General features: G+C 73.6%; 12 protein-coding genes. 5 read left to right on the forward strand and 7 right to left on the reverse strand.

Translation table 11 applies throughout. The annotated features are described in order from the left end of the window. Positions 1–2: 2 nt before the first annotated feature. The 4 genes from ACZ1IK_RS05805 to ACZ1IK_RS05820 all read right to left on the reverse strand — a co-directional run bounded on the left by ACZ1IK_RS05805 (position 3) and on the right by ACZ1IK_RS05820 (position 3,318). A complete protein-coding gene (locus tag ACZ1IK_RS05805) occupies positions 3–209 on the reverse strand; it encodes a hypothetical protein (protein ID WP_010079078.1) in 207 nt (68 codons plus the stop codon). 87 nt (positions 210–296) lie between these two features. Further along, complete coding sequence (locus ACZ1IK_RS05810) at positions 297–1,238, reverse strand: type II secretion system F family protein (RefSeq protein ID WP_100058073.1); 942 nt, start codon at positions 1,236–1,238, stop codon at positions 297–299. Further along, positions 1,235–2,092: a type II secretion system F family protein gene (locus ACZ1IK_RS05815; RefSeq protein ID WP_010079080.1), complete on the reverse strand. Its 858-nt coding sequence runs from the start codon at positions 2,090–2,092 to the stop codon at positions 1,235–1,237. The genes ACZ1IK_RS05810 and ACZ1IK_RS05815 overlap by 4 nt, the downstream gene beginning before the upstream one ends. After that, the gene (locus ACZ1IK_RS05820; RefSeq protein ID WP_159228035.1) at positions 2,092–3,318 is read right to left on the reverse strand and encodes a CpaF family protein; all 1,227 of its coding nucleotides are present in this window, start codon (positions 3,316–3,318) and stop codon (positions 2,092–2,094) included. Before ACZ1IK_RS05820 ends, ACZ1IK_RS05815 begins: the two co-directional genes overlap by 1 nt. A gap of 237 nt (positions 3,319–3,555) precedes the next feature. Here ACZ1IK_RS05820 and ACZ1IK_RS05825 point away from each other — a divergent pair, with 237 nt between their 5' ends. Beyond that, positions 3,556–6,555 (forward strand): FtsK/SpoIIIE domain-containing protein, encoded by a 3,000-nt coding sequence (locus tag ACZ1IK_RS05825; protein ID WP_159228034.1) that lies wholly within the window; start codon positions 3,556–3,558, stop codon positions 6,553–6,555. 578 nt (positions 6,556–7,133) lie between these two features. Further along, entirely contained in the window at positions 7,134–7,712 is a 579-nt protein-coding gene (locus tag ACZ1IK_RS05830) for a dienelactone hydrolase family protein (protein WP_159228033.1), read from the forward strand. A 19-nt stretch (positions 7,713–7,731) separates the two neighbouring features. Here ACZ1IK_RS05830 and ACZ1IK_RS05835 read toward each other — a convergent pair whose 3' ends face one another. Continuing rightward, positions 7,732–9,135, reverse strand: a complete 1,404-nt coding sequence (locus tag ACZ1IK_RS05835; RefSeq protein WP_036339096.1) for an MFS transporter — start codon at positions 9,133–9,135, stop codon at positions 7,732–7,734. A 71-nt stretch (positions 9,136–9,206) separates the two neighbouring features. Beyond that, on the reverse strand, positions 9,207–9,788 hold the full coding sequence (locus tag ACZ1IK_RS05840; RefSeq protein WP_036339093.1) for an LURP-one-related/scramblase family protein: 582 nt from the start codon (positions 9,786–9,788) through the stop codon (positions 9,207–9,209). 141 nt (positions 9,789–9,929) lie between these two features. On the opposite strand from ACZ1IK_RS05840, the gene ACZ1IK_RS05845 reads away from it, so the two are divergent. The 3 genes from ACZ1IK_RS05845 to ACZ1IK_RS05855 are packed head-to-tail and all read left to right on the forward strand — an operon-like array spanning position 9,930 to position 12,323. After that, the gene (locus ACZ1IK_RS05845) at positions 9,930–11,120 is read left to right on the forward strand and encodes an LLM class flavin-dependent oxidoreductase (protein ID WP_036313995.1); all 1,191 of its coding nucleotides are present in this window, start codon (positions 9,930–9,932) and stop codon (positions 11,118–11,120) included. Next, entirely contained in the window at positions 11,117–11,806 is a 690-nt protein-coding gene (locus ACZ1IK_RS05850) for an FMN reductase (RefSeq protein ID WP_020628145.1), read from the forward strand. The genes ACZ1IK_RS05845 and ACZ1IK_RS05850 overlap by 4 nt, the downstream gene beginning before the upstream one ends. Beyond that, a complete protein-coding gene (locus ACZ1IK_RS05855; protein ID WP_020628146.1) occupies positions 11,778–12,323 on the forward strand; it encodes a MarR family winged helix-turn-helix transcriptional regulator in 546 nt (181 codons plus the stop codon). Before ACZ1IK_RS05850 ends, ACZ1IK_RS05855 begins: the two co-directional genes overlap by 29 nt. Positions 12,324–12,422: 99 nt before the next feature. Here the strand turns inward: ACZ1IK_RS05855 and ACZ1IK_RS05860 are convergent, their stop codons facing one another. After that, complete coding sequence (locus tag ACZ1IK_RS05860) at positions 12,423–13,649, reverse strand: trypsin-like serine protease (protein ID WP_223247523.1); 1,227 nt, start codon at positions 13,647–13,649, stop codon at positions 12,423–12,425. Positions 13,650–13,671: the final 22 nt, after the last annotated feature.

A 13,671-nucleotide genomic window follows, 5' to 3' on the forward strand; every position in this document is an offset into this window, starting at 1 on the left:
GCTCAGCCGCCCTGGGACACCTGGGAGATGGCCTGGTTGAACAGTCCCTGGAGCGCCGGCAGGGCGAGGGCCAGCAGGCCGGCCACGAGCACGGCGGACATGAGGGTGATCATCACCCAGCCGGGGACGTCGCCGCGCTCGTCGCGGACGTCGTCGTGGATGAGGGCGCGCAGGGCGGCCAGGACGGTGATGGCGTGGTGGTGGAGCATGGTCCCCTCCTCGGGTGGCCGGCCGCCCGTGCGGCCGGAGTGGATGGTGATCGTGGGTGGATGGATGGACTATTCAGTTGTGGGTCTTCAGAACCCCAGGCGCATCAGGGAGATGCCGGGGAAGACGGCGAAGATCACCGTCAGCGGGAGGATGCCGAACACGAGGGGCACCATCATCTGTATCTCCTTCCGGCCGGCGGCCTCCATGAGCTCGCGGCGACCCATCTCACGCACGTCCTGGGCCTGCGCGCGCAGGACGTCGGCGAGGGGCGTGCCGCGGTCGAGCGCGATGAGCACGCCCCCGATGAACCGTTCGACGGGGGCCAGCTGCACGCGCCGTCCCATGGCCTTGAGCGCCGCGGACAGCGACGCCCCGGCACGCATGTCGGCGAGCGTGGTGCGGAACTCGCCGGCCAGCTCCCCGCGCGCCGTCCCCGCGATGCGTTCGAGCGCTCCGGCGGCGCTCTCCCCCGCGCCCACCGAGAGCGCGAACAGCTCGGCCACGGACGGGAACTCGGAGAGGATGGCCTCGCGCCGCCGTCGCACCCGCAGGGAGAGCAGCTGCTCCCGGAGCAGGAACCCGGCCATGCCGCCGGCGACCACGAGGGCGACCCCCGTGATCACCGGCACGCGGCCCGTGACGGTGAGGCTGAGCGCGAGGACGGCCGCCACGGCGGCCCCCGCGGCTCCGCTCAGGACCTGCTGGGCACGGAAGTCCGTCGACGTGACCGCGAGCCCCGCGGCGGCCAGCTTGCGGTCGAGCGCCACCCCGCCCGGGGAGATGCGCTGGACCCAGCCGACTCCGGCCTGCACCACGGGATCGAGGATGCGTCCCCACGCTCCCCAGGGTGAGGCGCCCGCACGTTCCTCCTCGAGGAGGCGGGAGGCCGGGATGTGGTGGCGCAGCTGCGGTTCGACCCGTTGCTCGAGGCTGGGGCGCCAGCCCACCGGCTGGGTGACCAGGATGAGGAGCAGTCCCGCCCCGAGGGTGAGGCCCAGGAGCGCGGCCCAGATCAGCGCGGACGTCATGCGAACACCCGCTTCTCCCGGGGCAGCGCGCCGATGCGGAGCATGACGCGGTAGCAGACGACGGAGGCCACCATGCCGGCGAGGAGCACGGCCCCGCCGGCGGCGGACCGGTAGGCCGCGACCGCGGCGGGCTGGGTCCCCAGCAGCAGGAGCACGAGCCACGGGGCGCACACCGCCAACCGGGCCGCGTTCACGGTCCACGACTGCCGGGCCTCGAGCTCGGCGCGGATGCGGGCGTCCTGCCGGAGGAACTCGGAGAGGGTCTGCAGCAGACGGCCGATGTCGGCGCCGCCGACCTCGCGGGTCAGGCGCAGCGAGACCACCAGGCGGTCCGCGACGGGGTCGGCCATCCGGGCCTTGAGCCGGTCCAGTGCGTCCACGAAGCGGGCTCCGGCCCGGTAGTCCCGGGCGAACTGCTGGAACGGCTCGCGCAGCCCCTCCGGCCCGGTCTCCCCGAGCTGGATGAGCGCCTCCGGGAGAGTCAGGCCCGCGCGGATGGCCGACCGGGCGTGGTCGATCGCGTCCGGCCACAGCTCGCGCAGTGCCGTGGACCGCCGGCGGGCCTGCCAGGACAACAGCAGCCAGGGCACGGCCGCGCCGAAGACGGCGAAGCACGCGGCGATGGTCCACGTACTGGTCAGCGACAGGACGAGCAGCCCGACCACGAGACCGCCGACGGCCATGGCGGACACGACGCCGGCCGGGCTGAGACGCTGGATGCCGGACTGGGCGATCAGCACACGCAGGCGCGAGTCGGGGCGGGCGGCCCCGGGTTTCTCCGTGGGAGGGGACCAGAGGGACCACCACAGCAGGAACAGGCCGCAGCCGAGCGCGAGCCCCAGCAGCGCGGCCATCAGCGCAGCCCCACCAGCTCGTGGACGTCCACGCCGCGACGGGCGAGCGCCTCGAACTCCAGGTTCGCACCCTCGTTGAGGCGCAGGTCGCCCTCGGCGTCACGCTGGAAGAGCGCCGACGTCTCGATGACCCCGCCCTCCACCCGTGAGCCGACGGTGAGGATCTCCCGCACCCGCCGGCGGCCCTGACGGTCGCGCTCGCAGTGCACGACGACGTCGATGCACGTGGCGACCGTCGGGACGACGAAGTCCCGGGAGATGTTCTCCCCGGCCAGCAGCGGCAGCGTGCAGAGCTTCGTGAGCGCGTCCGCGGCCGAGTTCGCGTGGATCGTGCACATGCCGGCCAGGCCGGAGTTCAGAGCGACGAGCATGTCCAGCGCCTCGGCCTCGCGCACCTCGCCGACGATCAGGCGGTCCGGGCGCATCCGCAGCGCCTCCTTGACGAGGCGACGCAGCGGGATCTCGCCGTGGCCCTCCAGGTTCGGCTGGCGGCACTGCAGCCCGACGACGTCGCGCACCGGGATCTGCAGCTCGAAGATCTCCTCCACGGTGATCACCCGCTCCCGCGGGCCGATGGCCGAAGCCAGGCAGTTGAGCAGGGTGGTCTTGCCCGCCTGGGTGGCCCCGCTGACGAGGATGTTCATGCCCGCGTCCACGGCCGCGTCCAGGAAGCGGGCCGCCGTCGGAGTGAGGGAACCGCCCCGGACGAGGTCGTCCAGCCGGCGCGCCCGGGCGATGAACTTCCGGATGTTCACGGCCCAGTGCCGCCGCGTGATGTCGGGGATGGCCACGTGCAGGCGCGAACCGTCTGGCAGGGCCGCGTCGACGAACGGCATCGACAGGTCCAGCCGCCGGCCCGAGGACTTCAACATGACTTCGACGAGGTCCTGCACCTCCTCCTCGGTCAGGACGATGCCCGTCAGCTCGGAGCGGCCGGACCGCGCGCAGTAGATGGCGTCCGGCGCGTTCAGCCAGATCTCCTCCACGGAGGGATCGTCCATGAGCCGCTGGAGCGGCCCGAGGCCCGCGATGCGGTCGAACAGGTCCTGCCGCGCCGCCACGGGATCGTCCAGGTCCGGCAGCGAGCTGACCATCGCGCGGGACTCGTAGTCCGCGGCCGCGTCCTGGATGAGCGTCAGGACCCGGGCGTGCTCACGCTGCGGGTCGATGCCCTGCCGCCGGACGATCTCCCGGATCTCGTCCTCGAGAATGCGCACCGCATCCATGTGTCCCTCCTGTGCCCGATTCGGCGCCATCCCCAGCGCCGCACATGTCTCGATCAGGAAGATACCCCGTTCCGTCGATGCGTGTGGTCCAGGACACCATGACTGTGGACAACGTGGCGGCGGTCCCGTTCGACGGGGAGTTGTCCACAGGCCGCCCGAACCGCCATCCGGCCGTGGCAGGGTCGTCCCCAGGCGGCCGGACGGGCCGGTCGCCGTTCTCGGGAGGGAGGGGCGGGGATGGCCTGGAGCGTGCGGATCCTGGGCGGGGCCGCTCCCGAGACATGGCGGGTGGAGCACTTCCCCGCCGACGCGGGCGAGCAGGACCGGGCGGTGCGGGAACGTTTTCCCGCCCGGTCGCTGCGCCGGTGCGCTGCCGGGCCGCGCAGCGTGACGTACGCGGAACGGGTCGGGAGTGCACCGGCCCGGGGGCCGGAGCTCGCGGTGGTCACCGAGCACGGACCCGACGCCGGCCGCCTCGTCCCTCTGGGGAAGGGCGGGTTGAGCGTGGGACGCGGTGGGGCGCGGCTGCTGCTGGACGACCCCTCTGCCCCGTCGCGGCCGATGCGTCTGCGGCTCGCGCCCACCGGGCTGCACGTCCACGACGGTCCTCGGGACACCGGACGCCTGTGGGACGGCCGCAGCCCGCTCCCTGTGGGCCGGACCGCCCTGGGCCTGGTCCGCGGGCCCGGGGCCGCCCTGCCGCGGCCGGTCACGCCGGAGCCGCCCGCCGTCGACCTCGGATCCCCACCGGCCCGGCAGTCCGTCGTGATCCCGCTGGTGGCGGCCCTGGGCCCGCTGGTGCTCGGGGTCGCCCTGGTCCTGATGATGGGCAACCCGGTGTTCCTGCTGTTCGGTGTGCTGTCCGTGACGGTGGCGCTGGTCATGCTGGCGATGCAGCGCCGTACCCGGCTGCGGCATGCGCGGCTGCTCGCCGCCCGCGCGGACGCGGTCGTGCGCCGGCGGGCTCAGGCGGCACTGAGCCCCGGTGCGGTGGCCCGCGCCGTCCGCTCCGGCGCGACGGACCGCTTCGGGCTGACGTCGGGGGCCGACGAGGCCGTGGCGGTCTCGTGGGGTTCCGGCGTCGGGGCGCTGTCCCTGTCGCGGGACGACCCGGACGAGGCATGGGTGGAGGCCGTCACGTCGCGGCGCACCGTGATGACGACGTCACCGCCGGAGTCGCGCGTCGTCGTGCTCGGGCCGCCGCGCGATGTGGCCGGGGCCTGCCGGTGGGCGGTGTTCCAGCTCCTGCGGCACGCGGTGGCCGCCGACGGCGCGTTCGTGGTGGAGGCCGGTGGAGTCCGCCGCACCTGGTGGTCGGGCGGGTCCGGCCCGCGGCTGCTGGTGTCGGCTCCTGAGGACGCGGCACTGGATCCGGCGTGGCGAGCGTGGCGGGCCGCCATCGGCGGCGACGCGGGGACGACGCCCACGGCCCGGGCGGATCTGCCCTGGACGCGGTACGACTTCACCGGGCCGTCGCCTGCGCCGGGGGACGCCGTCGTCGACCTGCGCGGGCGCACCGTCGTGGTCCCGGCCGAACAACAGCGCTTCGAGGACGTGACCGCCGACGGCCTCGCCGACGGCACCCTGGTCGCCTGGCTGACCGAGCTGGCCGACGACGTCGTGGACCTCGGCCTGCTGCCCACCGACGACGGCGACGGCACGCTCACACCACCGGGGCAGGTGGGCGCCCGCGATGCCGTCGACGGGCTCACCGTGACCCTCGCCCGTAGCGGCGACGAGACGGGCGTCGTCGAGATGGACCTGGCCGCCGACGGGCCGCACCTGCTCATCGCGGGCACCACGGGATCCGGGAAGTCGGATCTCCTGCTGTCCCTCCTGCTGGGGGCTGCGGCGCACCACCCGCCGGCCGAGGTCGCGTTCCTGCTGCTGGACTTCAAGGGCGGCGCGTCGTTCGGTCCGCTGGGCGCGCTCCCCCACACGATGAGCCTGGAGACCAACCACGTGGGAACGGCCTCGTTGCGGGCGCTGAGCGCCATCCGGGCGGAGCTGCATCGCCGCGAGGCCCTCTTCGCAGAGGCCGGGGTCAGCGACTATCCCGGTTTCCGTCGCCGCCATCCGGACGCGGCGCTGCCTCGGCTCGTCGTGGCGATCGACGAACTGCGCGTGCTCGTGGACGACCACCCGGACGCGGCCGCCGTCCTGCAGCGTCTGGCCGCCACGGGCCGTTCCCTCGGCTTCCATCTCATCCTGGCCACGCAGCGGGCCACGGGTGCGGTGGGCTCGGACCTACGCTCGAACCTGGGCAGCACGATCGCCCTGCGCACCGCGACGGAGCAGGAGTCGTGGGACCTGGTGGGCACGGCTGCCGCGGCCCGGCTCGACCCGCGCCGCCCCGGCTCCGCGATCCTCTCGACGGCGGGGCGCCCGACGGTCCCGTTCCGCGCGTCCCAGTGGACGGTCGACGGCGGCACGCCCGTGTGGCGACGGCTGGGCGAGGCCGCGGCCGCCCCGGCCGTCGCCCCCTGGGAGGCCGTCGTCTCGGTCCTGGTGGAGAAGTACGCGGCGGGTGACTGGCCGACACCCCCGCCCGTGGTCACCCCCGCCCTGCCGGAGCGCTGGGTGCCGGACCGCGCTCGCCGGGCGGAGGCCACGGCCCTGGCCCTGCTCGACGACGCGGCCCACGGCCGGCACCGTCCCTGGCGGTGGCCGACCGGCGCGGAGGGACGCACCGCATGGATCGTCGAGGCCGCGGGCGGTCGCGCGGAGACGCTGGCCGCCGTCGTCGAAGTGGCGCTGCGCAGCGGCCGGCCGGTGGCCGTGCTGGACGGCACCGGGGAGGCCGCGGCGGCCGCGCGGTCCGGGCTGCCGGTGCTGACCCCGGACTCCGAGGGGGCCGGGGAGGCCGCCCTGGCCCGCCTGCGCGAGCTCGCGGCCGCCGGCGGCACGGCGGTGATCACGGGCTGGAACGCGTGGTCCGGCCTGCGCGTCGGGGACACCTACCGCACGGTCGAGGAGGACGTCCACGACTGGCTCGGCCGTCCGACCGCCGCCGGCCTGCGGTTGGCGGTGTTCGGCGGCCGAGAGCTGGCGACGGGCCGGCTGCTGCTGCACCTGCCCCACCGCTTCTTCGTGCCGGCCGGGACGAACGCCGAGCACCGGCTCATCTGGCCACGGCTGACCGAGGTCGAGCCCCTGCCGGGGCGGGCCGTGCACATCAGTCCCGCCGTCCCCGAACCCGGCATGCCCTGCCAGCTCGCGTCTCCCGCCCCGGCGTGACCGCACTGACGGCGATTCCCGTGTGACCGCAGCGGAACGGTGGACTCAGCTCCGACGTCCACCCGGCGAGACGTTCTCCCGTCCTCCGTCGAACGTGGATGCCGTGGTCGAGGTCGCCAGGAGCAGTCGGACAGGGCGCCCCTTCGTCGCCGTCCGTCCAAAGGGGACGCCGCATCGTCCGGCGAAGACGTCCCGAAGGTCGCAAGACGGATGAAGCGAGGAGGCTGCTGTCCGGTCCTGCCTCGAGTAGCCCCGTGACCGTTCGCACGAGTGCCTCGGCACTCATGCAGAAGATTCCTCGCCGCTCGCTCGCGCAGTCTCCGGTGGGCAGGAGCCTCCTTTCCGCATCCGCACCGACAGCATGCGTCCCCGAGTCTCGCCCCCACCCAGCAGAGCACGCCCGGGGAGGAGCGCTGCAACGAGAACCCAGAGCACCGGTCGGAGAAACACTGCGCTTGCCCTCCACGCAATGAGCGGCAACTCACCCGTGGCGACAGACGCGAGCCACCTCACTTCTTCGCCCCGATCACCCACCCGCACTCTGGGGCAGCCGCTCACCGCGGTCTACGCTCTGACCCATGGCGCAGATCGTCCTCTTCCACCACGCCCTCGGTCTCACAGACGGCGTGCGCGCGCTCGCCGAACAGATCGCCAGCGGCGGTCACACCGTCCACACCCCTGACCTCTACGACGGCCGCACCTTCGCCACCGTGGACGAGGGTGTCGCCCACGCCCAACAGATCGGCTTCGAGGAGATCGGCCGGCGCGGGATGAGGGCGTGTGCCGAGCACCACGAGGCCTCCGTCGTCGCGGGCATCAGCATGGGCGTGATGCCCGCCTGGCGTGCCGCCCAGGTGGTCCCCGGCTTCCGCGCGTGCATCGCCATGGCCGGCGTCCTGGCCCTCGACGCCTACGCCCCGCTCTGGCAGCCCCACACCGCCCTGCAGATCCACCTCGGCACCCGCGACCCCTGGGCCCTCGAGGGCGACCTCGAGACCGCCCGCTCCTACGCGGCCACCGCCGAGCACCCGGACCGCCCCGCCGACCTCTTCGAGTACGACACGGACCGGCACCTGTTCATGGACTCCTCCACCGCGGACTTCGACGCGGACCTCACCGCCGTGCTGGTCCGCCGCATCCACGAGCTCCTGGCCTGACGCGCGGAGCGGGTCCGGCTCAGGCGGGACGCCGCCCGCGCATCACCGTCGCCAGGGCGGCCAGCAGCACGAGCACGAAGCCCGCGGCCGCCGCGAACACGTAGCCCGCGGACGGGGCGACGCCGTCGATGAACACGCCGGCCAGCGGGGCGCCCATGGCGGCGCCGGCGGTCATGGCCGAGCCGTAGAAGCCCATCGCCTCGCCGCGCCGCTCCTCCACCACGAGGTGCGAGAGCCGGGACGAGGCCGAGGCCAGGGTCGGCGCCGTCAGCAGACCCGAGGGGATCGAGGCCAGCGCGAGCGCCCACACCCCGTCCACGAGCGCGAGCGGCACCGTCGCCACGGCGAACAGCGCCATCAGCAGGTACGGGTGCACCTGGCGGCCCCAGGCCCCATAGAAGAGCCCGCCCACGGCGGAGGCGCCGCACCAGAACGCGTACACCAGACCCACCGACGCCGCGGCGCCCTGCGACTCCAGCTCGGCCACCATCGAGACCTCGGTGCCGACCATGACGATCCCGGCCGCCATCGACACCACGAGCACACCGAGCACCTCCGGCCCGACCCAGGAGAAGTGGGTCCGCCGCCACTGCCGCAGCCGCTCGGCCCGGGCCCGGCGCGGCGCCGTCGTCGGCCCGGAGCCGTCCGCGGCGATGACGGGCAGCGACCCGGTGACCAGGGGGATGGCCTCCGTGATGGCCGGCAGCGCACCGGTCGCCAGGCTGGGGGCGGCCATCTCCACGTGCATGGGCGCGGCGGTCACCGCCTGGGCGATCGCCTCCTGACGGTCCTGCTCCTCGGTGTAGGGATCCTCGGTCGCCGGTCCGACGACGGCCAGCTGACTCGACCGTGTCGGCGGGTTGAACCACATCAGCAGGATGCCGCCCAGCGCGCTGGAGAGGCCGACGATGGTCAGGCCGAGGGCACTCGACCACGTGGCCGCGACGACGGCGCCCAGCGCCGGGCCCATCATGAAGATCGTCTCCGTGACGATGGAGTCCAGGGCAAACGCCGTCTGCCGGTCCTTGCCGTGGGTGAGCACGCCGAGTCCCTGCCGGACGACGGAGAAGATCGGCAGTGAGAACACGCCGCCCAGGAACACGGCCAGGAGCATCGGCCAGAACGGCAGCCACGGGACGATCGGCCAGATCACGGCCTCCGCGATCACGGAGGGCAGCAGTGCACGGCGCAGCCCCTTCGCGTCCACCACGCGGCCCCGCCACGGCGAGCCCACCGCGATGCCCAGCGTCATCGCCGCCCCAGCCAGGCCGGCCTGGCCGTAGCCCAGGCCCAGCGTGAGCGCCACGTGCAGGGTGAGGATCACCCCGGCCGCGGTGTGCGGGAAGCGGGCGATGAACCCCACCGCCAGCAGATGGCGGATCCGAGGGTCCTGCAACAGCCGTCCGTACGCTCCGAAGTCCACCGTCGAATCCTACGGGAGGGGTCAAGGCACGCCCCGGAGGCGCCGTCGAGACGGCCGCGCGCTCGGCGGACTCAGCCGTTGCTGCGCCGGTCCTTGGCCCGGATCAGGTCGAGGGCGATGGCCGTGCCGAGCACGGCGCAGCGCACCACGGGCGGCATGCCGGGGTCCAGGCGCATCTCGTACCGCGAGCGCCCGGCCAGGGCGTTCATGACGCCTCCGAACCGCGCGGTCACGCGGGCGATCGGCTGCTGGCCCACGGTCATGGCGTAGTCGTGGTCCCACAGGTCGCCGGTCACCGCGAAGCACGTGCCGTCCACGACCTCGACGTTCACGGACGTCCGCAGGAACGCGATCTGGCGGACGAGGTTGGCGAAGGGCAGCCCGTCGGCGTCCAGGATCGCGAAGCGGTCGCGGCCGAACGTGGCCGGGTCGGCGAGGCGGAAGAGCACGCGGCCGTCGTCACCGTCGACCACGTCGAAGCTGCGGTTCCCCATCAGCATTCGGCCCAGGCCCCCGCCCGTAGTGACCACCGAGACGACGGTGCGCCCGTCCGGGTCCGTCACCTGGATGTCGTTGGACAGGAAGCTCGTCACCTGCTGCAGGATGAGGACGTCCGTGTGGGCGAGGCGACCGGCGTCGAAGGCGGGGCTCATGGGACCAGTCTGCCGTGTCGGGCCCTGCGGAATATTCAGGACGGGGCGGCTCGTTGTGCGGTATAGTTCATTTTTGAAGAACACGGCGACGGCGCGGCCGGCACCGTGAGACCCGCCCCCGGGCACACTGAGGAGCACACCATGCAGTTCGGCGTCTTCACGATCGGCGACATCACCGCCGATCCGACGAACGGGACCGCCCCCACCGAGCATCAGCGGATCAAGGACACCGTCAAGATCGCCCGCCACGCCGAGCAGGCGGGCTTCGAGGTGTTCGCGACCGGCCAGCACCACAACCCGCCCTTCGTGGCCCCGGGCAACCCGCCCACGCTGCTGGCCTACCTGGCCGCGCAGACCGAGACCCTCCAGCTCTCCACGGCGACGACCCTGATCACCACCATGGACCCGGTGCGTCTGGCCGAGGACTACGCGTACCTGCAGCACCTCGCCGACGGTCGCGTGGACCTGACGATGGGCCGCGGCAACACCGGCCCCGTGTACCCGTGGTTCGGCAAGGACATCCGCCAGGGCATCCAACTCGCCGTGGAGAACTACAACCTCCTCTACCGCCTGTGGCATGAGGAGACCGTGGACTGGAGCGGCAACCACCGCACCCCGCTGCAGGACTTCACCCTCACCCCGCAGCCCCTGGACGGCGTCGCCCCCTTCGTGTGGCACGGCTCCATCCGCTCCCCCGAGATCGCCGAGCAGGCCGCCTACTACGGCGACGGCTACTTCCACAACAACATCTTCTGGAACAAGGAGCACGTCATCCAGATGGTGCGCCTGTACCGCCAGCGCTACGAGTACTACGGCCACGGCAAGGCCCATCAGGCGTACGTGGCCCTGGGCGGCCAGGCCTACATGGCGAAGAACTCGCAGGACGCCGTGGCGGAGTTCCGCCCCTACTTCGACAACGCGCCGGTCTACGGCCACGGCCCGTCCCTCGAGGACTTCTCGAGGATGACGCCCCTGACGGTCGGCTCGCCGCAGCAGGTCATCGAGCGCACGCTCACGTTCCGCGACTGGGTGGGCGACTACCAGCGTCAGATGTTCCTCATCGACCACGCCGGCCTGCCCACGGACACCGTCCTGCGGCAGATCGACCTCTTCGGCGAGGAGGTCCTGCCCGTGCTGCGCAAGGAGTTCGACGCTCTGAAGCCGGACGACGTCCCGGCGGCCCCGACCCACGAGTTCCTCGTGGCACGCGCCCGCCGCGGCGAGGCTCCCGTGCCCGGCGGCAAGGAGGGATCGCAGGCCCAGCTCGACCGCGCGGCGGCCGCCGAGCAGCGCGCCACCGCCGATGCCGCGAAGGGCGGTGCCGCGCAGTGACCACCCCCGGCGCCCCCGATGCCTCCGCCCCGTTCACGCCGCAGGCCCGGCACCTCGCCGTGGTCTCCGGCGGGTCCGGGGACCCGTCCCAGACCCGCATGCTCGCCGAACGCATGGCGGAGTCCGCCTCGGCGGCGCTCTCCGAGCACGGCGTGGTCCCGCAGATCCACCTGATCACGCTGCGGGAGCTCGCCGTGGACATCGCGCAGGCCCTGGTGACCTTCGCCATCTCCCCGGCCCTGCGCGCCGCCCTGGACGAGGTCGCCCAGGCCGACGCCGTCATCGCGGTCTCGCCCACGTACAAGGCCTCCTACTCGGGCCTGTTCAAGTCCTTCTGGGACCTCGCGGAGCCCACGTCCGTCGTCGGGGTGCCCGTGCTCCTCGGCGCCACCGGCGGCACCGCCCGCCACTCGCTCATGATCGACACCGCCATGCGGCCGCTGTTCGCCTACCTCAAGGCCCGCATCGTGCCGACCGCGGTCTTCGCGGCCTCGGATGACTGGGGTGAGGCGGCCGGCGTGCAGGCCTCGATGCGGACCGACCCGCTGCAGTCCCGCATCCGGGCCGCCGGACGCGACCTGGCCGAGATCACCCTGAGCCGCCCCCCGCGGGCACGCGCCGCCGCGCCCGCGGACATCGACCTGGAGGTGACCCCCTTTGAGCAGCTCCTCAACCCCGGCCCCTGAGCCCGCCGCGCAGGACGCGGCGCCGGCGGAGCCCGACGGCGGCTGGTTCGGCTCCGCATCGGAGGCGCACCGCCCGGTGGACCCGCCCAAGCGCGCCTGGCGCGCCTACTTCGAGGCCACCCAGATGCTCACGGAGGTGGTGGAGCGCCGCCTGAAGCAGGACTGCGGCATGTCGCTGGCCGACTACAACCTGCTGCTGCTCCTCTACGAGTCCCCCGAGGGCCGGCTCCGGCTGGGAGAGCTGGCGTCCCGGATGGTCTTCTCCCCGTCGCGCATCACCTACCAGGTGAAGACGCTCGTGGCCCGCGGCCTGATCGACCGCCGCCCGGTGGCCTGTGACCGGCGGGGCTTCGAGGCCGTCCTCACCGACGAGGGCCGGTCCGCCTTCCGGCGCGCCGCGATCGAGCACGCCCGGCAGGTGGACGAGCTCTTCCTCGGCGACCTGGCGCCGGGCGAGGCGGAGTCCCTCACCCGGATCTTCTCCCGCCTGGGGCGGCGGCTCGAGGGGCTGTGCTGACCGCGTCCCCACCTGGCCGGGGCCGCCCCGGGACGTGACGAGGCCCGGTGATCCGTGCGGGATCACCGGGCCCCGTCGTGTCGTTCGGGGCGGAATCGATCAGCCGACCAGCTGACCGCCCAGGGTCACGGTGGCGTCCGTGGCGGCGCCGGCGGCGTCGACCACGGTGACCACCACGGAGCCGCCCGCGGGCACCTCGGCCGGCACGGGCAGCCAGGCGCGGTACTCGCCGGTGAGGTCCAGGCCGTCCTGGCCGAGGACCGTGCCGTCGGCGTCGTAGGCCGTGACGGTGACGGAGGCGAAGCCGCCCTGATCCGTCTGCGCGACCACCTGGGTGCCGTAGGCGACACCCTCGGCGGGCGCGGCCACGACGTCGGTCACGCCCGGCGCAGCGGCCTCGGCGACCGGGGCCTCAGCAGCGGGGGCCGCCTCGGCGGCCTCCTCCTCCGCGGCGGCCTCGGCGCGGGCCTTGAGCTCGGCCGCGATGGCCTCCTCCTCAGCCGGCGTGAACTCGGTCAGCTCGGACTCGTCCACGGCGGGCTCGCCGCCGGTGGGCAGGTCCTCGTCGGCCACGGGGCCCGCGACGTCGGCGATCGCCGGGGCGGTCTCGGCGGCCGGAGCGGTCTCCGCGGCCGCGGCGGTCTCGGCGGCGGGCGCCGCGGAGGCGTCCAGCGCGTCGAGGGACTCGACCGGGACCATGATCGAGGACATCGCCTGGGCGTCGCAGCCCACCACGTTGCCCTCGGCGTCGAAGGTCACCGGGGCGATGCCCGAGATGACCCCGACCACCCGCTGCTGGGCGTCATAGACGGCCCCGCCCGAGTCGCCGGCGTAGGTCGAGGCGGTGTCGAGGGCAACCTGATCCGCGTACGCGTCGTCGCAGACCGTGGCGGCCTCGAAGGTCTGCGTGTGGGACACGGTGTTCGGCGCGCCCAGCGGCACGGACGAGCCGTGGGTGTAGACGGTCTCGCCCACACCGATGGACGAGGCCGGCCGCGTGGACCAGTCGCCCACGACGTCGACGTCGTCGGCCAGGGCCACGCGGACCGCGTCCACGCCCGAATCGCCGGGCAGTGCCGAGACGGTGCCGATCGCGGTGCCGTCGACGTCGCGGACGGTCGAGCCGATCTGCCATTGGCCCGCACCACAGTGGGCCGCGGTGTAGGCGGTGGCGTCGTCGACGATGGTCAGACTGCACGCCCCGGCCGGCGCAGTGATCGCCGAGCCCTGGGTGAGCGTGGTCTGCGCGAGGGCGGGGCCGGCACCGGCCACCACCACCGCGCCCAGCGCCGCGGTGGCGACGCCGGTCAAGGTTCTGGTTCTCATGGGTACTCCTCGGAGGATGGGA

The sequence above is a fragment of the Micrococcus sp. CS26 genome, from assembly GCF_055522295.1.